The organism is Luteibacter sp. 22Crub2.1 (genome assembly GCF_900167995.1).
GTDB lineage: Bacteria > Pseudomonadota > Gammaproteobacteria > Xanthomonadales > Rhodanobacteraceae > Luteibacter > Luteibacter mycovicinus.
In genome coordinates, this window is the sequence record NZ_FUYT01000008.1 from 104480 (window position 1) to 131434 (window position 26955).

At 66.3% G+C, this 26955-nt stretch carries 17 protein-coding genes; 10 read left to right on the forward strand and 7 right to left on the reverse strand.

Annotated features, from left to right (window positions below; genetic code table 11):
• Positions 1-18 precede the first annotated feature (18 nt).
• Positions 19-1053 (reverse strand): SIS domain-containing protein, encoded by a 1035-nt coding sequence (locus B5X73_RS10150; protein ID WP_079521580.1) that lies wholly within the window; start codon positions 1051-1053, stop codon positions 19-21.
• A gap of 13 nt (positions 1054-1066) precedes the next feature.
• A complete protein-coding gene (locus B5X73_RS10155) occupies positions 1067-1819 on the reverse strand; it encodes a GntR family transcriptional regulator (RefSeq protein WP_036118723.1) in 753 nt (250 codons plus the stop codon).
• A gap of 237 nt (positions 1820-2056) precedes the next feature.
• Between B5X73_RS10155 and zwf the strand changes: the two genes are divergently transcribed.
• The 5 genes from zwf (at position 2057) to B5X73_RS10180 (ending at position 7846) form a co-directional block, all read left to right on the forward strand.
• A complete protein-coding gene (zwf, locus tag B5X73_RS10160) occupies positions 2057-3529 on the forward strand; it encodes a glucose-6-phosphate dehydrogenase (RefSeq protein ID WP_079521665.1) in 1473 nt (490 codons plus the stop codon).
• The gene (gene pgl / locus B5X73_RS10165; RefSeq protein WP_036116815.1) at positions 3526-4227 is read left to right on the forward strand and encodes a 6-phosphogluconolactonase; all 702 of its coding nucleotides are present in this window, start codon (positions 3526-3528) and stop codon (positions 4225-4227) included. Before zwf ends, pgl begins: the two co-directional genes overlap by 4 nt.
• 69 nt (positions 4228-4296) lie before the next feature.
• Complete coding sequence (gene edd / locus B5X73_RS10170; protein WP_079521581.1) at positions 4297-6108, forward strand: phosphogluconate dehydratase; 1812 nt, start codon at positions 4297-4299, stop codon at positions 6106-6108.
• 19 nt (positions 6109-6127) lie between these two features.
• A complete protein-coding gene (gene eda / locus B5X73_RS10175) occupies positions 6128-6772 on the forward strand; it encodes a bifunctional 4-hydroxy-2-oxoglutarate aldolase/2-dehydro-3-deoxy-phosphogluconate aldolase (RefSeq protein WP_176167798.1) in 645 nt (214 codons plus the stop codon).
• Between the two features lie 222 nt (positions 6773-6994).
• Positions 6995-7846 (forward strand): DMT family transporter, encoded by an 852-nt coding sequence (locus tag B5X73_RS10180; RefSeq protein ID WP_079521582.1) that lies wholly within the window; start codon positions 6995-6997, stop codon positions 7844-7846.
• Between the two features lie 75 nt (positions 7847-7921).
• Here B5X73_RS10180 and proP read toward each other — a convergent pair whose 3' ends face one another.
• The 3 genes from proP to B5X73_RS10195 form a co-directional block, all read right to left on the reverse strand.
• Positions 7922-9415, reverse strand: a complete 1494-nt coding sequence (proP, locus tag B5X73_RS10185; RefSeq protein WP_079521583.1) for a glycine betaine/L-proline transporter ProP — start codon at positions 9413-9415, stop codon at positions 7922-7924.
• A 568-nt stretch (positions 9416-9983) separates the two neighbouring features.
• Complete coding sequence (locus tag B5X73_RS10190; RefSeq protein WP_043691507.1) at positions 9984-11012, reverse strand: LacI family DNA-binding transcriptional regulator; 1029 nt, start codon at positions 11010-11012, stop codon at positions 9984-9986.
• A gap of 65 nt (positions 11013-11077) precedes the next feature.
• Positions 11078-12367 (reverse strand): sugar MFS transporter, encoded by a 1290-nt coding sequence (locus B5X73_RS10195; RefSeq protein ID WP_036116805.1) that lies wholly within the window; start codon positions 12365-12367, stop codon positions 11078-11080.
• Positions 12368-12695: 328 nt separating this feature from the next.
• On the opposite strand from B5X73_RS10195, the gene glk reads away from it, so the two are divergent.
• The 3 genes from glk to B5X73_RS10210 all read left to right on the forward strand — a co-directional run bounded on the left by glk (position 12696) and on the right by B5X73_RS10210 (position 18981).
• A complete protein-coding gene (gene glk, locus B5X73_RS10200) occupies positions 12696-13721 on the forward strand; it encodes a glucokinase (protein ID WP_254857269.1) in 1026 nt (341 codons plus the stop codon).
• Between the two features lie 90 nt (positions 13722-13811).
• Positions 13812-16544: a TonB-dependent receptor gene (locus B5X73_RS10205; RefSeq protein ID WP_079521584.1), complete on the forward strand. Its 2733-nt coding sequence runs from the start codon at positions 13812-13814 to the stop codon at positions 16542-16544.
• Between the two features lie 160 nt (positions 16545-16704).
• Positions 16705-18981 carry a family 20 glycosylhydrolase gene (locus tag B5X73_RS10210; RefSeq protein ID WP_079521585.1) on the forward strand — a complete coding sequence of 759 codons (2277 nt, stop codon included), beginning with the start codon at positions 16705-16707 and terminating at the stop codon, positions 18979-18981.
• Here the strand turns inward: B5X73_RS10210 and B5X73_RS10215 are convergent, their stop codons facing one another.
• On the reverse strand, positions 18982-23286 hold the full coding sequence (locus tag B5X73_RS10215) for a DEAD/DEAH box helicase (protein ID WP_079521586.1): 4305 nt from the start codon (positions 23284-23286) through the stop codon (positions 18982-18984).
• Between the two features lie 133 nt (positions 23287-23419).
• On the opposite strand from B5X73_RS10215, the gene B5X73_RS10220 reads away from it, so the two are divergent.
• Positions 23420-25636, forward strand: a complete 2217-nt coding sequence (locus B5X73_RS10220) for a glycoside hydrolase family 3 protein (protein ID WP_079521587.1) — start codon at positions 23420-23422, stop codon at positions 25634-25636.
• Positions 25637-25738: 102 nt separating this feature from the next.
• Positions 25739-26515: a transporter gene (locus B5X73_RS10225; RefSeq protein ID WP_079521588.1), complete on the forward strand. Its 777-nt coding sequence runs from the start codon at positions 25739-25741 to the stop codon at positions 26513-26515.
• On the opposite strand, the gene B5X73_RS21015 is transcribed toward B5X73_RS10225, so the two are convergent.
• Positions 26512-26679, reverse strand: a complete 168-nt coding sequence (locus B5X73_RS21015) for a hypothetical protein (protein WP_176167799.1) — start codon at positions 26677-26679, stop codon at positions 26512-26514. The genes B5X73_RS10225 and B5X73_RS21015 overlap by 4 nt on opposite strands.
• Positions 26680-26955 lie beyond the last annotated feature (276 nt).

The window sequence follows — 26955 nt, forward strand, 5'->3', positions numbered from 1 at the left end:
ATTCCTTGAGGGTGACGGTCAGACGGTCTCGGTGACTTTATTCAGGTGCGGCGGCACGTCGGGATTGAAGCCGCGCTTCAGCGCGAGCGCCGCCGTGGCGCGGTAGAAGCTCTGCACCGTGATCAGCGGCGCGGCGATCGGTGCGGTGGCGACCAGCGGCAGCACACCCTCACCCGTCGCACCCGGCGCGGCGATCCAGACATTGGCGCCACGCTTGCGGAACTCGGCGGCGACATCGAGCACGCCCGGGAGCGTGTCGTCGTTCTGCGCGAAGAACAGCACCGGGAAGTCCGGGCCGACCAGCGCCATCGGGCCGTGTTTCACTTCGGCCGCGCTGAAGGCTTCGGCATGCAGGCCGCAGGTTTCCTTGAACTTGAGCGCCGCTTCCAGCGCACCGGCGAAGCCGAAGCCACGACCGACCACGAACAGGTTGTGCGCATCGACGAGGCCTTCCGTCAGCGACGACCAGTCGGCATCCCAGCCCTGGCGCAGCTGCGCGGGCAACGCGGCCAGGGCGTCGGCGATCTCGGCCTTGCCACTCCACCGGGCGGCGATATGCAGAATCGCGAACAGCGCGCCGAGATAGCTCTTGGTCGCGGCGACGCTGGTTTCCGGGCCCGCGTGCAGCGGGACGACCACGTCCGCGACGTCCGCCAGCGGCGAGTCGATCACGTTGACCAGCGCCACGACGTACGCACCGGCCTTCTTCGCGGCCTCGGCGTTGCGGACCAGATCCGGGCTCTTGCCCGACTGGGATACGGCGACGTAAAGCGCGCCATCGAGGCGCTGCGCGGCGTGGTAAATCGAGGTGACCGACGGCGAGGCCGAGGCGGTGACGACGCCCAGCTGCGTTTCGAATACGTACTTCGCGTACATGGCCGCGTGATCCGAGCTGCCACGGGCGCAGGTGATCACCATGCGCGGCGGATTCGCGCGCAGGCGTTCGGCAAGGGTGCCGATCACGGCGTCGTTAAGGGCAAGCTGCCGCTCGACGACCTCGGCGGTCTCGTGCGCTTCGCGGTACATCAGGGTGTCTTGCGGCTGGATCGTCATGAAGAATGGTCCGTCAGTCGCTCTGCAGTTCGGCGACGAAGTCGTAGATGTCCCCGCGATACCAGGAACACGTGAACTCGACGATGCGGCCGTCGTCGAGGAAGCTGCGCCGCTCGATATTCAGCCCGGCACTGCCGGCGCCGAGCCGGAGCAGCCGGGTCTGGGCAGGGCCCAGCACCACCGCGCGCAGGCGTTGCAACGCACGTCGCGGGCGGTTGCCCAGCGTGTCGAGCGCTTCGTAGAGGGAATCCTCGACCAGGCTGGGGTCCGGCAGCAGGTTGAGCGGCACGGCGCTGCGCTCGATCGCCAGCGGCTCGTCGCCCGCGTAGCGCAGGCGGTGCAGGCGGACCACCTGGGTGCCGGGCGAGAGATTCATCGCCATGGCTTCTTCCGGCGTGACCTCGCCGATGGCCCGCTCGAAGAACTCCGAGCGCGGATTGAGCCCGCGAGCGCGAAGATCCTCGGTGAAGCTGGTCATACGCGACAGCGGTTTGACGATGCGCTCGGACACGAAGGTGCCCGCGCCATGACGCTGGGTGAGCAGACCATCCTCGACCAGGCCGCCGATGGCCTTGCGCACGGTAACCCGGGACAGCGTGAGGGCCCTGGCCAGGTCGCGCTCGCTGGGCAGCGCATGGCCGACCTGCACCTCGCCGTTTTCGATCACGTTGCGGATGGCGCGACGCAGGCGCATGTACGCCAGCGGCTGCCGGGCGGCCGGGTCGTACTGCAGGCGTTGGTATTCGGCGACGAGGGCGCTTTCCATGGCCGAGAAGATACCAATCAACGACCACTGCGGCAAGACCGTCCAAGCCCGCGAATACCAGTGAGCGATTCAAACGGGCGTTTGCACGATGCAAAGTCGGCCCGTAAACGTTTTTGCGGCGTCATCGCCTGATATCGCGATGGAAAACGCCGCCTTGAGTGGTACGGGGCTGGTATGACCTGGTATGTCACTGGTACGATCCGTCGGCATACCCATCGATCCCAGCAGGCCACTGTCGTGAGCGCTCATCTCCTCCCGATCGAACCCTTCGATCTGGTCATCTTCGGCGGCACCGGCGACCTCGCCGTCCGCAAGCTTCTTCCCGCGCTGTTCCATCGCTTCGTGGACGGCCAGATCCAGCCCAGCAGCCGCCTCATCGGCGTGGCCCGCGAGGCCCTCGACGACGCGGGCTACCGCGACCTGGTCCGCTCCTCGGTCGAGAAAGGCGTGTCCCACGTGGCTCCGGCCCAGCTGGACGCGTTCATCCAGATGGTTTCCTACCGCTCGCTCGACGCGCGCAAGGAAGAAGGCTGGGATGAATTCGCCGCGCTGATGCAACAGCAGGCCCAGCACATCCGCGTGTTCTATCTGTCCACCGCGCCGGACATCTTCACCGACATCTGCCAGCGCCTCGGGTCGCTCGGTCTCAACGGCGAGCGCTCGCGCGTGGTCCTGGAGAAGCCGATCGGTCGCGATCTGGAAAGCGCCAACGCCATCAACGACGCCGTGGCCCGGGTCTTCAACGAATCGCAGACCTACCGGATCGATCATTACCTCGGCAAGGAAACGGTGCAGAACCTGCTGGCGCTGCGCTTCGGCAACGCCCTGTTCGAGCCGCTGTGGAATGCCCAGCACATCGACCACGTGCAGATCACCGTCGCCGAGACGGTCGGCGTCGGTCATCGCGCGGGCTACTACGATCGTGCCGGCGCGCTGCGCGACATGGTCCAGAACCACATCCTGCAGCTGGTCTGCATGCTCGCCATGGAGCCGCCTTCGTCGCTGGCGCCCGATGCCGTGCGTGACGAAAAACTCAAAGTGCTGCGTTCGCTGCGCCCGATCAACGCCAGCAACGCCGGCAACCTCACCGTGCGCGGGCAGTACCGCGCCGGCGCGGCCGAAGGTCAGGGCGTCCCGGGCTATCTCGACGAACTCGGCAGCGACCAGTCCAGGACCGAAACCTTCGTCGCCCTCAAGGCGGAGATCGGTAACTGGCGCTGGGCGGGTGTGCCGTTCTACCTGCGCACCGGCAAGCGCCTTCCTAGCCGGGTCTCGGAGATCGTGGTGACGTTCCGCGCGTTGCCGCATTCCATCTTCGATCCCACCAACGGTCCGCTGCTGCCCAACCGCCTGACGCTGCGTCTGCAGCCGGACGAGGGCGTCAAGCTGTGGCTGACCATCAAGCATCCGGGTCCGGGTGGCCTGCGCCTGCGCCACGTGCCGCTCGACATGAGTTTCGCGGCGGCGTTCGGCGTGCAGCAGCCCGATGCCTACGAGCGGCTGATCCTCGACGTCGTGCGTGGTAACCCGACCCTGTTCATGCGCCGCGACGAAGTCGAAGCCGCATGGAACTGGGCCGGTCCCATCCTCGAAGCCTGGGAGGGCAGCGGCGATACGCCGAAGCCGTACACCGCGGGTACCTGGGGTCCGAGCGCCGCCGTGGCGCTCATTGAACGCGATGGCCGTACCTGGGCCGAGGACGCAGCATGAACGCCAAGATCCATCAGCACGATTTCGCCGATAAGCTCACTCTCGCCGATGCGCTGGCGCGCGACATCGCCGGCAAGCTCGACGCCGCCATCAAGGCGCGTGGCAAGGCCAGCATCGCCGTTTCCGGCGGCGGCACGCCCAAGGTCATGTTCGCCGTGCTCGCCGAGCAGGAGATCGACTGGTCGAAGGTCACCATCACGCTGGTCGACGAGCGCTGGGTCGACGAAGACAACGAGCGTTCCAATGCGCGCATGGTCAGGAACACCCTGATCGCGCACGAAGCGCACGTCGCCGCCTTCCTGCCGCTGTTCGACAAGGCGCATGCCGACGACGTCGATGCCGCGCTCGAGGGCGTTGGCGAGAAGGTCGACGCGCTCGGCAAGCCGTTCGATGTCGTCGTGCTCGGCATGGGTCCGGACGGCCACACCGCGTCGTTTTTCCCCGGCGGCGACCACCTCGCCGAAGCGCTCGACCTCAACGGTACGCGGAGCGTGCTGTCGATGCGTGCCGGCGGTGCGGGTGAGCCGCGCATCACGCTCAGCCTGCCGCGCGTGCTCGATACGCGCACGCTCTACCTGCACATCGAAGGTGCGGACAAGAAAGACGTGCTCGCCAGGGCTCAGGCCGGCGAAGACTTCCCGATCGCCGCCGTGCTCAAGCAGGACCGCGTGCCCGTGGACGTCTACTGGGCCGCCTGATCCATCGTTCAACCGCCGCGCGTCAGGCGCGCGGCACCGACCGCCCGGTCAAAGCCTCAGGAACACGCCATGACCCTTCATCCCATCGTTGCCGAGGTGACGCAGCGTATCGTCGAGCGCAGTCGCACTTCGCGCGCCGCGTACCTCGCCAGGATCGACGCCGCCCGCGGGACGGGCGCCAAACGCCATCACCTGTCGTGCGGCAATCTCGCGCACGGTTTCGCCGCGTGCGGTGAGAACGACAAGGACGCGCTGCGCAACGGCCACGCGTCGAATATCGCCATCGTCACCTCGTACAACGACATGCTCTCGGCGCATCAGCCGTACGAGCGCTATCCGGAACTGATCCGTCGGATCGCACGAGACTTCGGCGCCACCGCGCAGGTCGCCGGTGGCGTGCCGGCCATGTGCGACGGCGTCACCCAGGGTCGTCCTGGCATGGAGCTGTCGCTGTTCTCGCGCGACCTCATCGCCATGGCGACCGCCGTATCGCTCTCGCACGACATGTACGAAGGCGCGCTGTATCTCGGCATCTGCGACAAGATCGTGCCGGGCATGCTGATCGGCGCGCTGAGCTTCGGCCATCTCGCCAGCGCGTTCGTGCCGTCGGGTCCGATGCCGTCCGGTATTCCGAACGAAGAGAAATCGAAGGTCCGTCAGGCCTTCGCCGCCGGTAAGGCGACACGCGCGGAACTGCTCGACGCGGAAGCGCGTTCCTATCATGGGTCGGGTACCTGCACGTTTTACGGCACCGCGAACTCCAACCAGATGCTGATGGAGATCATGGGCCTGCACCTGCCGGGCGCGAGCTTCGAGGCGCCGGATACGCCGCTGCGTGACGCCCTCACGCGTGCCACGGTGGAGCGCGTGCTGGCGATCGACGCGCTGGGCGATGAATACCTGCCGATCGGCCGTATCGTCGACGAGCGCTCCATCGTGAACGGCGTGATCGGACTGCACGCGACGGGCGGCTCGACCAACCATCTGCTGCATCTCGTCGCCATCGCACGCGCGGCCGGCGTGGAACTGCGCTGGGACGACTTCGATGCGCTGTCCGCGGTCGTGCCGTTGCTCGCACGCGTCTATCCGAACGGCTACGCCGACGTGAACCACTTCCACGAAGCCGGCGGCATGGGCTTCCTGATGGATCAGCTGCTCGATGCCGGCCTGCTGCACGGCGACGTCGACACGATCATGGGCCGCGGCCTGGATGCCTATCGCACCACGCCCGTTCTCGAAGGCGACGCATTGGTCTGGAAGCCGGTCTCGAAGGAAAGCGGCAACCGCGGCGTACTGCGCACTATCGCGGAGCCGTTCCGTCACGACGGTGGCTTGCGCATGCTCAAGGGCAATGTCGGTCGCGGCGTGATCAAGATCTCGTCCGTGCCGGAAGATCGCATGATCGTCGAGGCACCGGCGATCGTCTTCGACGAGCAGGACGACGTCAAAGCCGCGTTCGATCGCGGTGAGCTCAATCGCGATTTCATCGCCGTGGTGCGCTTTCAGGGGCCGCGCGCGCGTGGCATGCCGGAGTTGCACAAGCTCACGCCGACGCTGAGCCTGCTGCAGGATCGCGGGCATCGCGTCGCCCTGCTCACCGACGGTCGCATGTCCGGCGCATCGGGGCGCGTGCCTGCCGCGATCCACGTGACCCCCGAGGCGGAAGCCGGCGGTCCCATCGCCCGCGTGCGCACGGGCGACATGGTTCGTCTCGATGCCGTGGCAGGTACCATTGAGGTTCTGGTCGACGCGGACGAGTGGAACAGCCGCATTCCCGACAACATCGATCTGGCCATGCACCACACCGGCATGGGTCGCGAGCTCTTCGCCATGTTCCGTCAGTCCGCCGTCACGGCCGACCTCGGTGCCGGCGTTTTCTGATCCTTTGGAGCAGTACCTGATGAGTAACGAAGCGAAGCAACAGAGTGTCGAGTCCACGCTGCGCCTGGCGCCGGTGGTGCCGGTCGTCATCATCGAGGACGCCTCGAAGGCGGTCGGCATGGCGCGCGCGCTGGTCGCCGGTGGCATCCCCGCCATCGAAGTCACCCTGCGTACGCCCGCCGCACTCGACGCCGTCCGCGCGATCGCCGCGGAAGTCGAAGGCGCCTTCGTCGGTGTGGGCACGGTGCTGACCGCTCGCGACCTCGAGAACGCGTACAAGGCCGGCGCGAAGTTCGCCGTGTCGCCGGGCAGCGCGCCGCGCCTGCTCGATGCCGCCGACGATCACGAACTGCCGCTGCTCCCCGGCGCGGCGACGTCCAGCGAGGCCATGGAACTGCTGGAGCGTGGTTATCGCTTCCAGAAGTTCTTCCCGGCCGTTCCGGCCGGCGGCCCGAAGCTCATCGGTGCCTGGGCCAGCCCGTTGCCGCAGATCCGCTTCTGCCCCACCGGCGGCGTCAGCCTCGCCAACGCGCCCGAGTTCCTCGCGCTGCCCAACGTCGTCTGCGTCGGCGGTTCGTGGCTGACCCCCGCCAACCTGCTCGCCACCTCCGACTGGCCCGCCATCGAAGCCCTCGCGCGCGAAGCGGCGCAACTGCGCCGCTGACGTAGGAGCGCGCCCCGCGCCTGACGTATTAGTACGCCCCACGCCCACGCCGTGCGTACGTAGGAGCGCGCCCCGCGCGCGAACCCTCACCCGCCCTATCGCGAATGAGGCTTTGCACCGCAACGAGCCAGCTGTCCGATCCCACCAAGCGGCGTCTGGCTCGTAACCCGCCCCATCCACATGCGATCCTTCGCACCCCAAGCCTCACCGGCCCTCCCAGCCATGCTCTACATCGCCCTAGCCATCGCCTTCAGCGTGGCCGTGTCCGTGCTGCTCAAACTCGCGCGCCGCGCGAACGTCGACATCGTCCAGGCCGTCGCCACCAACTACATCGTGGCCGCCGCCATGGCGTACACGCTGCTTGGCGCCACGCCGCAGGCCGCCGTCGCGGCGAAGGAGACCTACGTCCCCCTCCTCCTGCTAGGCGTCTTTCTCCCCGCCATCTTCGCGATGCTGGCGCGATCCGTCCGCACGGCGGGCATCGTTCGCACCGACGTCGCCCAGCGCCTGTCGCTGTTCTTCTCGCTGATCGCCGCGTTCGTCTTCCTCGGCGACGTCATGACCGAGCGCAAGGGCCTGGGCATCGCCCTCGCCTTCGTCGCCGTCCTGTGCGTGCTCTGGCGCCGGGATCGCGGGCAGACCGATCGGGCCGGCTGGACCGCACCGCTTGCCGTCTTCGTCGGCTTCGGCGTGATCGACATCTGCTTCAAGATGCTCGCCAAGGCCGGTGCACCCTTCCCCAGTGCGATGCTCGCCTCGTTCCTGATCGCCATGGTGCTCTGCTGGATCGTCGTGATCGGACGGGCGATCGCGCGTAAGGCGCCCCTCTCGCCGCGCAGCATCGGCTTCGGCGTGCTGCTGGGAGCCGCCAACTTCGCCAACATTCTTTTCTACATCCGCGGACATATCGCGCTGCCCAACGATCCGTCGCTGGTGTTCGCATCGATGAACGTGGGGGTGATGGTGCTCGGCGCACTGGTCGGTGCGATCGCCTTCCGCGAAAAACTGACCTGGCTGAACTGGACGGGCCTGGCCATCGCCATCGCGGCGATCGGGATCATGACCGGGGCCTGATCCCGATCGCCAACAGCGTAAGCTCCCACCCGTCCGTCGCGACCGGGTAGGAGCCAGCCCTGCTGGCGACGCTCATCAGCGAGCAACAGGCTCCGCATGACCCCCGGACGCCGCCATCACCGGCAACACCTCATCCACCGTCAACGGCGCATCTCCGGCCAGCAACTCCTTCGCCTCCGCATGATCCGCCACCGCCGGCGGCGACCCACGTAACGGCAACCCCGCCGTCTCGCGTACGAAGAGCATCGTGACGATGCCAATCACCGCCGCGCCCATCAGGTAATACGCCGGCAGCATCGGATCGCCCGTGCGCTCGACGAGCCATGCGGTCACCAGCGGCGTCGTGCCACCGAACAGCGACACCGAAACGTTGAACGCGATGGACAGCGCGCTGTAACGCACCGGCGTATAGAACAGCGCGGGCAACGTGGCGGGCATGGTGCTGGTAAAGCAGACGAGCGCGATGCCGAGTCCCATGAGGCCCGCGAAGATCAGCCAGTCGTTGCCCGTGCCCACCAGCCACATGCAAGGGATGGCGAGCACGAACATCACGGTACATGCACCGATGATCATCGGGCGACGGCCAAGACGATCGCTGAAGAACCCGCCCACCACATTGAGCGGCATCATCACCAGCATTACGATGAGGATCAGCAACAGGCCCTTGGCCTCGCTGTAACCCATGGTCACCGTGAGATAGCTCGGCATGTAGGTCAGCAACATGTAGTCGGTGACGTTGAAGACCAGCACGAGGCCGATGCATTTCAGCAGCTGCGGGCCGTGCACGGAGACGAGCTCCTTCAACGATACGCGCGGCATGTCGCCCGCCGCCTCCATCGCATCGGCATGCGCCTTGAATGCGGGGGTCTCTTCGAGCTTCATGCGCATGTAAAGCCCGAGCAGGCCCAGCGGACCCGCCACCAGGAACGGTACGCGCCAACCCCAGTCCAGCATCTGCCCGGTGGTGAGCAGCGTCGTCAGCGCGGTCACCACACCGGCACCCGCGATGTAACCGCCCAACGTTCCGAACTCGAGCCAGCTGCCCATCTGTCCGCGTCGCGCATCGGTCGAGTATTCGGCGATGAAGGTCGCCGCACCGCCATACTCACCGCCGGTCGAGAAACCCTGCAGCAGTCGTGCAAGCAACAGCAGCGCCGGTGCCCACAAACCGATCGTGGCGTAGCTGGGAATCAGGCCGATAGCGAACGTCCCCGCCGCCATCATGATCATCGTCGCCGCCAGCACCTTCTGGCGCCCGAAGCGATCGCCGAGTGGCCCGAAGACCAGTCCACCGATCGGCCGCACGAGGAAAGCGACGGTAAACGTCGCGAAGGTCGCGATCACCTGCGCGGTCGGGCTGCTCCCTGGAAAGAAGACATGGCCGAGCGTCACGGCGAGGTAGCCGTAGACACCGAAGTCGAACCATTCCATCGCGTTGCCGAGTGCGGCGGCACCCACGGCACGCCTGAGCATGGACTCGTCGACGATGGTCAGATCATCGGGCTTGAGATGTTTGCGGCGGCGGGTAAACCAGCCGAAATGGGCTTCGTGCCCGTGTCGATCCTGCATGGAGATAAATCCTGTCACGCGAGCGGGCACACGCATACGCAGCCGGTGCATACCGCCCATCGAAAGGGATGCGCCAGGCCAGACGGCGGCGCGCGAACGGTCCGCTAAAGGGACTCGGTGGTTGCCGGCAAGATGCATCGAAGCACGACGCGGCGCGGACAACCCGGCAAGTATAGGAAAAAAGGTGTTAAATGGCTGTAGATGGGGGTGTGTGGCGGCGGGGGAGCCGTTGGCTGCCGTTCCTGTCGCTAGGTCCTCCTACGGCCTTCGCCTTCGTGCGGAAGCGCTCCAGGAACGGCAGCCAACGACTCCCCTCCATACGTGGCATCGCATTTCGGCGCGAGCAAAGCGCGGTTCTGAGCCGGGACGCCGCTTTGCGCTCGCCGCCCCTAAACCGCACCGCATGGAAGGCGCCGTCGGGTGCCGTTCTCGGAGCGCTTCCGCACGAAGGCGAAGGCCGTAGGAGGACCTAGCGACGAGAATGGCACCCGACGGCGCCCTGCCCTCAGTGCAAATCCCGCCGCAATGGCGAAGCCGAGCCGGAATCCGAACCCGAACCCGAACCGCCTCAGAGCCGCCGCGGCGCCGTCGATCCACGCACGACCAGATCCGGACTGAAGCCCTCGTTGGCCAGCACATGCGCCGGATCGTCGTGTTCGAGCTCCGCGATCAACCGCTGCGCCGCATGCCGGCCAATTTCCTCGGTGTTCTGCCGCGCGGTGGTCAGCGCAGGCCACGACTGCTTCGAAAACGGACTGTCCTCAAAACCGGCGATCGACAGCTCCCACGGCACGTCGACACCGCCCGAACGCGCGGCAGCAAGGACACCGGCGGCGATCTCGTCGTTGGAGCCGAAGATCGCGGTAGGCGGCTCCTTCAGCGCAAGCAGCTTGCGCGCGCCACGAAAACCATCGTCGAACGAATAGTCGCCCTCAACCACCAGCTTCTTGTCGACCGGCAGGCCATATTCGCGCAGCGCATCCTCATAACCCTGATAGCGCTCCGGGCTCGACCGGTGCTCCTTGCCACCCCAGAGGAAGCCGATGCGGTGATGGCCCAGCTGGATCAGATGCTCGGTAATGGCATACGCCGCGTCGCGGTCGTCGACGAAAACGCACGGCCAGCCGTCCTGGGGATCCTGCCGCGCGGAAATGATGCGGACAAACGGCACCTTCTGCTCGGTCAGCGCGGCGAGCAGCTTCGGCTGCTCGGACATCGGCGGGCAAAGAACGAGGCCGGCCAGCCGGTTGCGCCGGACCAGATCGCACAGCTGCTCGGCCAGCTTGGGCAGCGACGAATCGCAGGGATGGATCTGAAGGCCGAAGCCGCGCTCGCGGCAGACCGAGAGCACGCCGTTCTGCATGGCGATGACGTAGTGCGCATTGGGATTGTCATACACCAGACCCAGCGCATACGTGCGCTGGCTGCGCAGGCTACGGGCGGCCTGGTCGGGCTGGTAATCCAGCGCATCGATAGCGCGCTGCACCTTTTCCCGGGTGCGGGCGTGGACGGACGGCTCGTGGTTGATGACACGGGAGACGGTCTTCAGTGACACGCCGGCCCGTTCGGCCACGTCCTTGATGGTAGGGCTTCGCAATCTACGACCCTCGATAGCAGGACGGCCATCCTACTGGATGGCCGCCGCGGAGCGAAGATACCGGCTTATCTGCCGCCGTGCTGGCCGACCCGGTGGCCGGCCGCGCCGTAGTAGAGGATGTACAGGTAGCAGGGGACCATCACGCAGAGGAACACGGCCTGGAAGTCATAGACCTGCTTGAGGTGCGCGAAAATCTGCGGAATGAGCGCACCACCGGCGATGCCCATGATCAGGAAGGCCGAGCCGAATTCGGTCAGGCGACCGAGCCCCTTGATCGCCAGCGGGAAGATCGCCGGCCACATCATGGCGTTGGCGAAACCCAGCGCGGCGACGAAGGCGACCGAGGTGTAACCGGTGGTGACGTAGGTGCCGATCGAGAACAGCACACCGAGAATCGCCGAAATCGCAAGATAGCGCTGCTGCGACACGAATTTCGGAATCAGCAGCAGGCCCGCGACGTAGCCGAGCAGCATGGCGAACAAGGTATACGAGGTGAAGTGCTTGGTGTCCTCGGGCGTCATGCCGAAGCCCTGACCGTACGTGCCGATGGCATCGCCGGCCATCACTTCCACACCCACGTACACGAAAAGGCAGAGCACGCCCAGCCACAGATGCGGGAAGCTGAAAACGCTGCCCTTGTCGTGACCGATAGCGCGCTCGGAATTGTCGTGCGATGCCTTGATCTCAGGCAGCGACGAACGCACCACCCAGACCGCGAGCACGACCAGCAGCGCCGCCATCACCATGTACGGCATGTGCACCTTGGCCGCGAACGCGGCCAGCAGCGCGTCCTTTTCACCGGGGGTCGCCGCGGCGGCGATCTGCTTGTCGAACGAACCGATGTTGCTCATGACCACGGCACCGAACACGAACGGTGCGAGCGCGCCGGCGATCTTGTTGCAGATGCCCATGAACGCGATGCGTTGTGCCGCGCTGTCGATCGGACCGAGGATCGAGATATACGGATTGGAGGCGGTCTGCAGCAGCGAGAGGCCGGCACCGATCACGAACAGACCGGTGAGTGCGCCCGGATAGATACGCATCGTGACGAACTGGCCGAACATCACGGCGCCGATGGCCATGACGAACAGGCCAAGCCCCATGCCCTTCTTCATGCCGGTCTTCTTCAGGATGAAGGACGAGGGCAGGGCGAGGAAGAAGTACGAGAGATAGAAGGCCATCGGTACGAGGAAGGCGTTGACGTCGTCCAGGTTGAAGGCCAGCTTGACGAACGTGATCAACGGCCCGTTGAGCCAGGTCACGAAGCCGAAGATGAAGAACAGGACGCCGATGATGATCATCGGTACCAGGCTGGAATGGCGTGTCTCTTCGACAGCACCTGCAGTGGATGACATGGATGTTCCCCTCACGTGGTATGCCCCTAATTTGTCCCTTTATTGACTCGTGTGCGCAACGTTGTCAATCGGAAGAATCGCGCGACGAAAATGACCGGCCCCGTTTCTGACTTTCGATGTCGCGGCGCGTCAAACCGCTTGCGCGCCAACCCTATGCCCGCCGCGAGGCCGTGCGACGCAAGGTCGTGGAGCCCGTCGACGTCATGTGAAACCGTTTCCTGCTGCAGTGCGTGATCGATTGCGCAATGTCCTAGCCATTTGTCCTGTTGACAACGTTGTCATTTCAATCACAGACTGAAAACGAATCAGGGGCATCAAGGGGCAGGGCGTGGGCGAATCGGCCAAACAGCGGGATCTTCTGCGTGCGTCGCGGTCCGGGGCGTTCATCGCCGCCGACGTGGGCGGAACGCATGCCCGTATCGGCCTGGTCCGTCGCTCGTCCGGTTCGAATGCCATCGATGTCCTGCGCTACGAGCGCTATGCCTGCGCCGACTGGCCCAGCCTGACCGCCGTGCTCGGCGATTTCATCGGCCGTCTCGACGGCCATGAAGCGATCGAACACTGCGCCGTGGCCAGCGCCGGTTACGTACTGGGCGACGCCATCGTCAACGAGAACCTGCCCTGGCCGGTCTCCATCGGTGACATCCGTGAAACCCTCGGACTGCACGGCCTGGCCGTGGTCAACGATTTCGAAGCGGTGGCCTACGCCTGCCAGTTTCTGCGCAGCCACGAAACCACCGCCATCATCGAGACCAGCGCCGAGCCGGCCGCGGGTCCTGTCCTGGTGATGGGGCCGGGTACGGGTCTGGGTTCGGCGGTGCTCCTGCCGGGCTCGCCGCACGCCACCGTGCTGCCGACCGAGGCCGGTCAGATTTCCTTCGCGCCGGGTAACGAGCGCGAGGTCGCCATCCTCGGCGAACTCGCCCGCGGCCGCGATTACGTGTCGTACGAGACCGCCCTCTCGGGCCCGGGCCTCGTCAACCTCTACAAAGCCATTTCGACGCTGCGCGGGACGCCCGCGACCCTGACCGAACCGGCCGCTGTCACCAGCGCCGCACTCAGCGGAAGCGATCCCGCCGCCGTGGAAGCGCTGGATGTGTTCTGCGGCGTGCTCGGCAGTTTCGTCGGCGATCTCGCGATGCTCTACGGCGCACGCGGTGGTGTGTTCCTGGCTGGCGGCATCCTGCCTCAGGTCCGCGATCACCTGCTCGCCAGCAGCTTTGCCAACAGGTTCTTCAACAAGGGCGTCATGCGCGCCTTTCTCCAGCAAGTGCCGGTACGTCTGATGGACCACGGACAGTTGGGAGTGATCGGTGCCGCCGGTCTCTACCTGCACGGTTCGACCGCTCAGTGAAGAGCGGGAAAGGAACGCAGGCTCAGTAAGCCACCGGGTCGCAAGACCCTTCGATAGCAACGAAAGCTTTTCCTCTGAGGGGAGGACACCATGTCGCATCGTAGAAACCTGCTCGCGGCGAGCATCATCGCCGGATTGTGTTGTTTCACGGGTATGGCCGCCGCGCAGGACGCGTCGACAACACCTGCGAAGACGCAGACCGCCCAGGAAAAAGCTGACGCCGCCAAGGCCGCGCAGCTCGAGGGCGTCACCGTTACCGGCATCCGGGCCAGCCTCGAGAAGTCGCTGGACACCAAGCGCAATGCCGACGCGATCGTCGAGGCCGTGACGGCCGAAGACATCGGCAAGTTCCCCAACACCAACGTCGCCGAAGCGATGACGCAGATCCCGGGCGTCACCATCGACCGTCAGTTCGGCCAGGGCGACCGCGTGTCGATCGATGGCACCGATCCGAGCCTCAACCTGACGTTCCTGAACGGCCAGCCCGTGTCGCAGACGCCGTGGCAGTACGGCGCGCAGCCGAACCGCGGCTTCGATTTCACCATGCTGGCACCGGAAATCGTCGGTCGCCTGGAAGTCTACAAGTCGCCCGAAGCACGCCTCACCGAAGGCAGCCTTGGCGGTACCGTGCTCCTGCACACGTTGCAGCCGCTCGACCTGCCGGCCAACACCGTTCGCGGTTCGTTCGGCCTGAATTACAACGACCAGGGCACCGCGGGCTCGCGGCCGAACGGCTCGGCGCTGTACAGCTGGCATAACGACAGCAAGACCTTCGGCATCATCAGTTCCATCCAGCATTACGAAGAGAAGATCGACCGCCAGGGTTTCGAGATCTTCAGTTACAGCCCGGTATCCAAGTGGGCCGCCAGCCCGGCCGTCGCCGCCGGCATCGCCAATGGCACGCTCGACCCGAATGCCAAGGTGCCCGACGAGATCAACTCGGCCTGGTTCCAGCAGAAGCGCAAGCGCGACACCGCGACGCTCGGTTTTCAGATTCGTCCCACGAGCAACTGGGACATCGACATCAACAGCCTGTTCGTCCGCGAGAACTTCGACAACTGGAACCAGTCGCTGTATCCGTTCACCGGCGCCACGCCGGGTAACGTGACCAGCTTCAACCAGGGTCCGAACGGCGTCGTCACGGGCGGCCATGTCTGCGGCAACGACTCGCCGAACTGCCCGGCCATCGCGCAGGACACGTTCGACAGCAATATCCGCAAGTCGGTCGTGCGCACGTCGGCCTTCGACCTGAAGTCCGAGTACCGTGGCGACAGCTGGAAGGTGTCCGGCGCCGCCGGTTACAGCAAGGCCGAAAACAACAGCATTTCTCAGGCGGTGATGGAGCCGGTCTACGCCGGCGGTTACACCTGGGACATCAACAAGGGCTTCAATTTCGACAGCCCCGCCGCCGCACGCGATCCGGCCAACTGGCATATGGGTGACGTCGCCGGCCTCGGCGGCTGGCCGGGCAACTACGGCAACTATTCCGCCTCGTCGCGCGATACGTACGGCCAGCTCGACTTCTCGAAGTATTTCGATTCCTTCATCAACGAAGTGGCCGTCGGCTACCGCTGGAATCGTCATGAAGAAGGCATGCAGGCGCATGTCTATGGTGGCAACGCACCGACCAACCTTGCCGCGCTCGGCTTCGGCGGTTTCACCCACACGCTGGACGCTCTCGATGGCCTCGACGGTTCCGCGAGCCACGTGATGCCGGACAAGGCAGCACAGTACGCGTGGGTGCGTAACACCAACGGTGGCAACGAAGATCCGGGTACGTACCTCAACGGCACGTATAACCTGGTCGAAAAGACCAATGCCGCTTACGCCCAGGCGAATTTCGCGGGTGGCGGTTTCCACGGCAACTTCGGTATCCGCTACGTCGACACCAAGACCGACGGCTCGGGCTTCAACTACAGCGGCGCCCCGGTGCTCCCGGCACCGGCCGGTTCGTGGCAGACCTCGTCGCGCACGTCGAAAAACTGGCTGCCCAGCCTCAACGTCGCGTACGACCTGACCGATGAAGTCGTGCTGCGTGCGGCAGCCGCCAAGGTGATCGCGCGTCCGCCGTACAACATGCAGGTGAACAACCTGTTCCTCAACGATTCGGTGCTGACCGGCTCGGGTGGCAATCCGGACCTGAAGGACTATAAGTCGAAGAACTACTCGGTCTCCGCCGAATGGTATTTCGCACCGCAGTCCTACCTGGCCGTCACCGGCTTCCTGAAGCAGATCGACAACTACACGGTCGTCGACTCGGCCAACGAGACGCAGTTCAACTCCGGCCTGGTCAACGATCCGACGACGTTCGCACGTCAGGTCGCGCAGGGTCTGTGCACCGCCGACGGCTTCTGCACGTACTCGATCAGCCGTCCGCGCAACACCGGCTCGGGCAAGGTTCGCGGCGGCAGCATCAGCTATCAGCAGGCGTTCTGGGATACCGGCTTCGGCACGACGGCGAGCTATACCTACGCCAAGGGTACGCTCGATTCCGGCGGCGCCCTGCCGTACAACTCGCAGAACGCCTACTCGATCAGCCCGTACTACGAGAACGGTCCCTTCAGTGCCCGCGTCACGTACAACTGGCGCAGCAAGTATCTGGCCGGCGGTTACATCGCCGGTGCGCCGCCGGCCACCACGGCCGACTATGGCGACCTGGGTGCCACGCTCGGCTGGAAACTCAACAAGGCGGTCTCGTTCACGCTCGCAGGCATGAATCTGACCAACGAGAAGTACAAGCAGTACCTGACCGTCACCTCGATGCCGGTCGCCAAGTACACCACCGGTCGCCGCTACATGGCCTCGGTGCACTTCGACCTCTGATACGCGGTACGTCCGGGCGGCCATGGATGGCCGCCAACCCCTCTGAAGCTCCATTCCCCACGGGCCCGATCCTCCTTATCGGGCCCGCTTTTTTTTGCTTCCCACCGTCACGATGGTTCGCCACAATCGTGGCCCGAACATCAGACCTCCGGAGTCATCGATGCGCCGTACCCTCCTGCTCGCCCTGGCCGTCGGCCTCACCGCTTGTGCCGATCAGCAGCCGAAACGCGAGACGGGTCCCGTCGATAACATGCCGCTTTCCCTCATTCCGCAGCCTGCGCAGCTTCAGCGCACGCCGGGCCGCTTCAAGCTCGATGCTACGGCGACCATCACGGTGACGCCCGGCGATACCGCGGCGAAGCACGTCGCCGCTCAGCTGCAGAGCTGGGTTCGTCAGGCGCGCGGCATCACTCTCGCCATCGTCGAGGGCAAGTCGAAGTCGGGCGGCATCAGCCTGTCCACCAGTGCGGCGATCAAGGGCCGCGAGGCCTATACGCTCGACGTCGACGGCAAGGGCGTGCGCATCGCCGCCAACGATGAAACGGGCCTCTTCTACGGCGCGGTGACCTACTGGCAGCTGCTGACCGATCCGGCGGCCCAGGGCGGCGTGCCCGGCGTGCACATCGTCGATGCCCCCCGCTTCGAATGGCGCGGCCTGATGCTCGACTCCAGCCGGCATTTCCAGTCGGTGAGCGAGATCGAGCACCTGCTCGACCAGATGGCCATGCACAAGCTCAACACCTTCCACTGGCACCTCACCGACGACCAGGGCTGGCGACTGCAGATCGACAAGTACCCGAAGCTCACCGAAACCGGTGCCTGCCGCAAGGCGATCGGGCCGGACGTCGCCCTCACCGGTGGCGAAGACAAGCCGTACTGCGGCTTCTACACGCAGGACGAGGCGAAGCAGATCGTCGCCTATGCCGCCGAGCGCCACATCACCGTCGTGCCGGAAATCGAAATGCCCGGCCATGCGCAGGCGGCGGTCGCGTCCTATCCGAAGCTCGGCAACGGCAAGAAGCTGGCGGTCTCCGGCGACTGGGGCGTCAACACGGCCTTGTTCAATACCGACGACGCCACCTTCGTGGTCATGCAGGACGTGCTCGACGAGGTCATGGCGATCTTCCCGTCGACGTATATCCACGTCGGTGGCGATGAGGCGGCCAAGGACGAGTGGGAGCATTCGAAGGCGGTGCAGGCGAAGATGAAGTCGCTGGGCATCACGGATGAAGAGAAGATGCAGGGCTGGTTCGTCGCCCGCATCGGCGACTACCTGGACAAGCACGGCCGCCGCCTGATCGGCTGGGACGAGATCCTCGACGGCAAGGTGCCGGCCACCGCCACCGTCATGTCGTGGCGCGGGACCAGGGGCGCGATCAAGGCGGCGAATGCCGGCCACGACGTGGTCATGGCGCCGTCGCCGACGCTGTACCTCGACCAGCTGCAGTCCACACTGCCGGACGAGCCGCCGGGCCGCCCGTCCGGCCAGACGCTGAAGACCCTCTACGATTTCGAACCGGTGCCGTCGGATATCGCGCCTGACAAGGCCGACCACGTGCTCGGTGAGCAGGTCACGCTCTTCACCGAATACCAGCCCAACTGGTACCGCATCCAGCACGCCATCTTCCCGCGTATCGCCGCGGTCGCCGAGCGTACCTGGTCGCCGAAGGCCGACTGGAACGGCTTCATCGCAAGGCTGCCGGCGCAGATGTCGCGCTATCGCGCGGCGGGTATCGTCCCGGCGGACAGCGTCTATGCGGTAGCGATCGCCACGGAGGCCGCCGCGGACGACAAGGCGCGCGTCACGCTGTCGAGCCAGAGCGGCTACGGCACGATCCGCTACACCACCGACGGTTCGGCCCCGACCGCGCAGTCCACCGCGTACAGCGCGCCCTTCGATGTCGCGCTGCCGACGACGGTGCGTGCGAATGCCTTCGCCGGTGGCTTCGGTCTTGCCGGCCCGCGCGATCGCGCGATCGATGCGAAGTCGCTGCTGCACCGCTCCAGCGACGAGCTCGACACCTGCGGCGACAAGCTCGTGCTGCGCCTCGAAGCCGCCAACGCCGTCGATGGCGTCCGCCCGGTCTACAAGGTGGACATCATGAACACGTGCTGGGTATGGAAAGGGGTCAGGCTCGACGGTCGCTATGGCGTCGATATCACGGTCGACCGCCTGCCGTACAACTACGCCCTGTGGAAGGACGCGGCGGGCATCGTGTCACGCAAGGCGCGCTCGGCGGCCGGTGAGATCGAAGTGCATCAGGACACTTGCGACGGCCCGAAGCTGAGCACCATCCCGCTGGCGCCGGCGAAGGACGGCCGCGCCACGTTGCAGGGCATTCTGCCCAAGCGCGAGGGTACGCATGATCTCTGCTTCGTGGTCACGGGCAAGCCCGGCCCGAAGCTCTGGGTGATCGGCGATATCCAGCTGCGCTGATTAAAACGACAACGCGGTCGGGAAGGTCGCGTGGCGCTGCAACGCGCCGCGCGCTTCCCGCTCGTCGTCGCCCTCGAGCGGCGTGAGCGTGACGAACTTCCCCGCTACCATCGCCGCCAGCGGAATCCCATCACGGATGGCGATGCGGTTGCCGATGACCGAAGGCACTTTGACCGAAGCCACGACGTTGCCGACCAGATTCGCCGGGTCCGTCCCCGCGATGCAGACGATCTCGCCGTCGTGCTCGCGATGACGGATCTGCCGCAACGCCGGCAACGCCTCCGGCAAGGCGAACTGCTCGCCGACCAGACCGTCGACGAAGCGCCCGCCGCGAATCTCCCCGCGCGCTTCCAGCCGGTGATACACACGACGCAGCTCGCGCCATGACGGCAGCCACGCGGCCTCGCGCTCGAGAATCTTCCAGCTGACCACACCGTAGCGACGCAGCAGCGTGCGCGCGATGTGCTCCAGGCCATCCGCATCGTTGCGTTGTTCGCTGGGCCGGCGCGCGAGCGACCAGCGGCCCGCGTCTTCGATGCCGCTGAGCATGTGGCGCCGGGTGCGGCGGTGACGGCTCCCGTTACGCTTCGCCGCGGGCAGCAGCAACGCACGTAAGCCGGCGAAGCTGTCCGCCGTGACGCGGCCCGCCGCGACCAGTTCGCCCAGTGCATCCTCCAGTTCGGTACGCAGGAGACGAGTCGTCGTCGCGATCTCGTCGAAGAACAACGCGCCTTCATCGCGTAACGCATCGGCTACCGCCTCCGCACGTGAAGACAGCACGGTCTCGACATCGGGTGGCGGTGCGGCGGCGGACCACACCGACAGCTGGCGACGCGGCAGCAGCACGATGGGTGTCGCGCGCACGGGGCCGCCGCTGCCCGTGCCCAGACGGAGACGGCTCCATACAACCCGGCCCGCACGGCAGAGATCGTCCAGCCAGCCGATCCCGTAATCACCGACGCGCGCGGGCAGCAGTTCGGATTCCCACGCGCCAGCGGCCGCCTCGAACCCTTCGAGCTGGCCGATGACGCCCGCCAGCGCGTCCGGACCGGCGACCTGAGTGGCCCGGGTGAGGTGCTGCCAGTCGAGCAGGAAGCGTAGATAGTCGCGTGGTGCGACGGGTTCGATTTCGCGACGCAGGCGCCCGATGGTGTACCGATGAATGCGTGCGAGCAGATGACGCTCGCACCACTCGATGTCCGTCACGCCGGGCGAGAACGGTCCGCGCATGACGTAGCCCTCGGTTTCCAGCGAGGTCAGCGCGAGATCCACGTCGCTTATGGAAACCCCGAGCGACGAAGCAAGCACACCCGCCGGGACCGGGCCGAGCCCGCCCAGGCGTCCGCGTACCAGATCGATCAGCGCCGATTCGGGCGTCCACAGCGGCGACTCGAATTCGGCCGGCGCAGAGATAGCGGGCGTCAGTCCGGCGTCCGGGTGGACGGCGCGCCACGCGGGCAGGCGTTCCGCCGCGACCCACAGTGTCGTGGTGCCGGTCGACAAGGCCGTTGCGCGCGCATCTTTCGCCAGCGCGGCGAGCAGCTTCGCCCAGCTCGCGTTTTGCGACACTTCCGCCGCGGTCACCGCGCCGAGCTGCACCAGCGCCTCATGCATCTCATCGGCACTCCGCGCCTCCGGCCATGCTTCCTCGCGCACCGACGCGATGGCCTCGGCGTCGAGCCGGCCGAGATCGTCGGCGGTCTCGGCATCGTTCCAGCGCCGCGACTGCACGGCCTGCGTACGACGTTCCTCCAGCGGCGCGTCGTCGAGGAAGGCGTAGGGGGCGGCGCTGAGCACCTCGGCGGCCAGAGGCGACGGTGTGGCGAGGTCGCGCGCCACCATCCTGATCGCTCCCGATTCGAGGCCGCGAAGCATCGTCAGCCATCCTTCGCTGTCCATCGCTTCATGCAGGCAGTCTTCCAGCGTCTGCTTCACCAGCGGATGGTCGGGCACTTCCCGCTCGCCGACCAGATTTTCCGCGCAGGCGACCTGATCGGGGAACACCGTGGCCAGCAGATCTTCGCTTTTCATCCGCTGCAATTGCGGTGCGACTTTCCTGCCGCCGGTGAAGCGTGGCAACGCCAGCGCGGTGGTCGCGTTCCAGCGCCAGCGCACACCGAACAGCGGGGCATCGAGCAAGGCCTGGATCAGCACGTGCTCCGCCGAATTCGAGTGCAGGTAACGCGCGACTTCATCGAGCGGGAAGCTGTGGCTGGTCGACAACGAGAGCACGATGGCGTCTTCGGTGGCGGCCGCCTGCAGTTCGAAGTTGAACTTGCGGCAGAAACGTTTGCGCAGGGCGAGCCCCCACGCCCGGTTGATCCGGCTGCCGTAAGGCGTGTGAATGATCAGCTGCGTGCCGCCGGATTCGTCGAAAAAACGCTCCATGACCAGCGTTTCGCGGGTGGGCAACGCACCCAGCGCCGCGCGTGCACGGAACAGGTAGTCCACGATCTGTTCCGCGGCCGCTTTCGACAGGCCGAGGTCGGACATCAGCCAGTCGAGCGCGCCCTCGCGACCGCCTTCGTCGAACTTCGCCGAGATGTCGGTACGCAGGCGCGACACGCCAATGGACAGCTCATCGGTACGTCCCGGCGCCTCGCCCAGCCAGAACGGAATGTTCGGCGGCTGCCCTTGCGCATCCTCGACGCGAAGGCGGCCCATCTCCACGCGGATGATCCGGTAGGAACGGTTGCCCAGCTGGAAGACGTCGCCCGCTAGGCTCTCCACGGCGAAGTCTTCGTTGACGGTGCCGACCACGGTCGCTTGCGGTTCCAGCATGACGTTGTAATCGCCCGTCTCGGGGATCGTACCGCCCGAGGTCACGGCGGTCAGCCGGGCACCACGACGCTCACGAAGGCGTTTGTTGACCGCGTCGCGATGAATGTACGACCCCCGCGGGCCCACGCGCGTGGTGAAGCCTTCGGCCAGCATGCGCACGGTCTCGTCGAAGGTGGCCCGGCTCAGTTCGCGGAACGGGTACGCGCGACGGATGAGATCGTACAGGGCATCTTCGTCCCACTCCTGGCAGGACACTTCGGCGACGATCTGCTGGGCCAGAACGTCGAGTGGCTCGTGCGGCATGATCAGCGCGTCGAGCTCGCCGCGGCGTACGCAATCCAGCAGCGCCGTGCACTCGATCAGGTCGTCACGCGATGTGGGGAACAGGCGGGCTTTCGGGGTGCCGCCGACGTTATGGCTCGCCCGGCCCGCGCGTTGCAGAAACGCAGCGATCGAGCGCGGCGACGCGATCTGGCAGACCAGGTCGATGTCGCCGATATCGATACCCAGCTCGAGCGACGCGGTGGCCACCAGGGCGCGCAACTCACCTTTCTTCAGGCGTTGCTCGGCGTCGAGACGCTGATCGCGCGACAGGCTGCCATGATGCGCCGTCACCGCGTCGCGGCCCAGCCGCTCGGAGAGATGGCGCGAGAGACGTTCGGCCATGCGTCGCGTATTGACGAAAATCAGGGTGGTACGGTGCTGCTCGATCAGGTTGGCCAGCCGGTTGTAGACCAGCTCCCACATGTCGTTGGACATCACCGCTTCGAGCGGTACGGGCGGTACTTCGAGGGCGAGGTCGCGCTTGCGCGCATGCCCGATGTCGACGATGGCGCAGTCGTCGTACGCGCCCCCGGTCAGAAAGGCGGCGACCTTCTCGATTGGCTTCTGCGTGGCGGACAGCCCGATACGCGTGATGCGACGCTGTGCGAGCGCTTCCAGCCGCTCCAGCGATACCGCCATATGACTGCCGCGCTTGCTGGCGGCCACGGCGTGGATCTCGTCCACGATGACCTCGCGCACGTCGCGCAGCATCGCCCGGCCCGAGTCGGAGCCCAGCAGCACGTAGAGCGATTCCGGCGTGGTCACCAGGATGTGGGGCGGCCGACGCTTCATGCGCTCGCGGTCCGACGACGGGGTGTCGCCGGTGCGTACCGCGGTGCGGATCTCGAGGTCAGGCAGGCCTTGCTGGCGCAACTGCTCGCGAATGCCCGCCAGGGGCGCCTCGAGGTTGATCCGGATGTCGTTCGACAGGGCCTTGAGCGGCGAGACGTACAGGATGGTGGTGCGGTCGCGCAGACCGCTGTCACGCACGCCCTCGCGCACCAGTGCGTCAATGGCGGAAAGGAAGGCGGTCAGTGTCTTGCCCGAACCCGTGGGCGCGGCGACCAGCGTCGGGCGTCCGGAGCGGATCGCCGGCCACGCGGCGACCTGCGCCTCCGTGGGCGCCGGAAACGTGTTCGCGAACCAGGCCGCGACGGCCGGATGAAAAGCGGCGAGCGGCGTCGACTTTTGTGAATTCATTGAACCACTTAAGTGGGGGCCGACGGCTTGCCGGACAAGCCTCTAGACTAACCCTCACCCGTCTCGCCGGTTGCGATGAAAACGTTACTTGGCGATGGTTGCTCGTTTCCCCCCCCGGATCGAATGGAAAACCATGTCCGATATCGCGCGCCGCTCCGCCCTCGCCTTCGCCGTCGCCGCGGGCCTCTCCGCCTCTGTCAGCGCCGCCACGCCGCCCGGACGGCCCTGGATGGACCGCTCGCTGTCGCCGGACCGCCGTGCCGAGCTGCTGGTCTCGGCCATGACCGACGATGAGAAATTCCGCATCATTCGTTCGGACTTCGGCCTGGCCAGCGACAAGCATGGCGTGCCCGAGGGTGCGGTCGGCGGTGCCGGCTACGTCCCGGCTCTGCCCCGCCTCGGTCTGCCCGCCATCAACGAAACGGATGCCGGCCTTGGCGTGAACAAGCCCGGCATCGACGGTAAGGGCGCGATCTCGCTGCCGGCCGGCCTTGCCACCGCGGCCAGTTTCGATACCGCCATCGCCCATGCCGGCGGCCGGATGATCGGTGGCGAAGCGCGCGGCAAGGGCTACGGCGTGCTTCTCTCCGGCGGCGTGAACCTCGTGCGCGACCCGCGCAACGGCCGTAACTTCGAATACGCCGGTGAAGACCCGGTGCTCGCCGGCACCATCGTCGGTGCCACCGTGAAGGGTGTGCAGGAGGCGAAGATCGTCGCGACGGTGAAGCACTTCGCCATCAACGACCTCGAGACCGGCCGCAACACGCACAGCGCCGAGATCGACCCGGTCGCCCTGCGCGAGTCCGACCTGCTGGCCTTCCAGATCGCCATCGCCCACGGCGATCCCGCCTCGGTGATGTCTTCGTACAACCGCATCAATGGCACCTTCGCGGGCGAGCACGACTGGCTGCTCAACCAGGTGCTGAAGCAGGAATGGGGCTTCAAGGGCTTCGTCATGTCCGACTGGGGCGGCGTTCACAGCGGCGCCAAGGCCGCGCTGGCCGGTCTGGATCAGGAATCGGCGGGCGAGGTGTTCGACAAGGAAGTGTTCTTCGATCAGCCGCTGCGGAAGGCCGTCGCCTCGGGCGAGGTGCCGAAGGCGCGGCTGGACGACATGGCGAAGCGGATCATGCGCAGCCTGTTCGCCCACGGCGTCATCGACGACCCGATCCCCACCAGGGCGACGAAGCCGGTCCCCTACGTGGCCGACCGTCGCATCGCTCGTGACGGTCTGGAAGCCGGCGCGGTCCTGCTGCGCAACGAGGGTGGCCTGCTGCCGCTGTCGCGCAAGGGCCAGTCGGTCGTGGTGATCGGTGCCCACGCCGACAAGGGCGTGCTCGCGGGCGGTGGGTCGTCGACCGTCACCGATGAAGGCGGCGATCCGGTGCCGGGCCTGGAGCCCACGGGCTGGCCGGGTCCCGTGCGCTATCACGCCTCCGCGCCGCTGAATTTCATGAAGCAGCTGGGCGAGAAGGTCAGCTTCGACGCCGGCACCGATGCCGCGGCCGCCGCGAAGGCCGCAGCTTCCGCCGACGTGGCGGTGGTCTTCGTCAGCAAGTGGGCTGCCGAATCGTATGACGCGCCCGACATGGGGCTTTCCGCGGCCGATAACGCCCTGGTCGCCGCCGTGGCGAAAGCCAATCCGAAGACCGTCGTCGTGCTGGAAACCAATGGCGCGGTGAAGATGCCGTGGCTCGACAGCGTCGGCGGTGTGCTGCAGGCCTGGTACCCGGGCTCGGGCGGCGGCGACGCGATCGCGCGCCTGCTTTACGGCGAGGTCTCGCCCTCGGGTCGTCTGCCGGTCAGCTGGCCGAAGGACGAATCGCAGCTGCCACGCCCGGCGATTCAGGCGGCTGGCCTGGGTAACAAGGACGCGCCGGCGGACAGCATCGACTACAACATCGAAGGGGCCGATGTCGGCTACCGCTGGTTCGAGAAGACGAAGCGCGAGCCGCTGTTCGCCTTCGGCTACGGCCTGACCTACTCGAGCTTCGCCTACAGCGACTTCGCGGTCGATAAAGACCCGAAGGGCAACCCGGTGGCGCATGTCACGGTGAAGAACACCGGCAAGGTCGCCGCCGCCGATGTGCCACAGATCTACGTCACCGCGCCCGATGCGGCCACGCGCCGTCTGGCCGGGTGGAGCAAGGTCGCGCTCGAACCGGGTGCGAGCCGTCGCGTCGACATCCCGCTCGAGCCGCTGGCGCTGGCGCGCTACGACAACGCCGGCAAGCGCTGGCGCGTGGCGCCCGGTAGTTACACCGTGCGGCTCGCCCGCTCGGCGACGGATGTCGCCGGCGAGAAGGCCGTGACGATCGGTGAGAGCTTTCCGGTCGTCAAGGCACCCTGAGGTCGGGGTAGGGGCGAGGCGCTGGCGGGAGCCAGCGCTGCCGGCGAGCCCGGTCGCGACGGCCTGCACGGCGTCGCGACACCCGATCGCCAAAATGCACGCATGAACCTGCGCCCCGTCCTCACCGCCGCTTTATTCCTGTCTCTCGCCGGTCCGGCGTTCGCCGATCCGCCGGACTTCGACCGTCCCGGCGCCGGCTTCGCCACCAGCGTCCTCCCCGCCGGCACGCTTGCGCTCGAACAAGGCCTGCCGACCTACGAACGCCAGCGTCAGGACGGGTATCTCGATCGCACGTACACCGCCGACAGCCTCATCCGCATCGGCCTCGGTGGTCCGGCTGAATTCCAGGTCGGTGGCTCCGCGTGGAACCGTCTGGAAGAACGCGGTATGGGCTCGCGTCGCCATGCCGTCGGCCACGGCGACACCAACGTCGGTGTGAAGATCGCACCGGGTGGCTCGTCCGATAGCGGCAACGGCTTCAGCTGGGCCGCACTGGCCAACGTCACCTTCGCCAACGGCGACGAGGATTTCGGCAACGGCGCGAAGCAGTACAGCCTGGGCGCGACCGGCCAGTGGCAGCCGGACGACAATCACCAGAACACGCTTTACGCCAATGTCGACCGCCTCAAGGGCAGGAACAGCTGGACGCTGGCACCGACGTTCGGCCGCAAGTTCGGTGAAAACTGGATGGCCTACCTCGAAGCCGACGCCATTCACGACGCCGACGACGGCAATGAGCTGCAGGCCGGCGGCGGTGTGGCCTACTCCATCGGCGACCATGCGCAACTGGACGCGTATGCCCTGCATCGCATCGGCGGCCACGGTCCTTCCTTCATCGGTGGCCTGGGAATTTCCGTCTTCTTCGGCAAGAAGGCCTAAGGCGATCGATTGGCTCGCCGCATGGCGCGTATCACCAGCGCCGTGCCGACCAGACCGATCAGCAGCCCGACTGCGCCGCCCCACAGCGAGCCCGGACGGTTGTCGATAAGGTAGCCAAGGCCGAAGCCCAGCAGCGCGAAGAGAGGAATCGGTAGGCAGCCCATGGGGCAAGCCTACAAAAAAACATGGCCCTCGCGCTCACGCGGAGGGCCATGACGACCGTCCCTGGGTCGGGTGGTAAACCACCTGGATGCGGCCCGACGAAGCCGGCGCAGCACCACCGCCGATGAAGGGGGGGATCGATCCTGATTCTAGGGACAGACGGCATCCTGCCGTCGGATCGGTCATCGGCGATTCGTTAGTCCGTCACGGCACGGGGCCGGTGGGACATGACGCTATCTTCCGCACCTGATCCGACGAGGGATATAGGAGAATTCTTA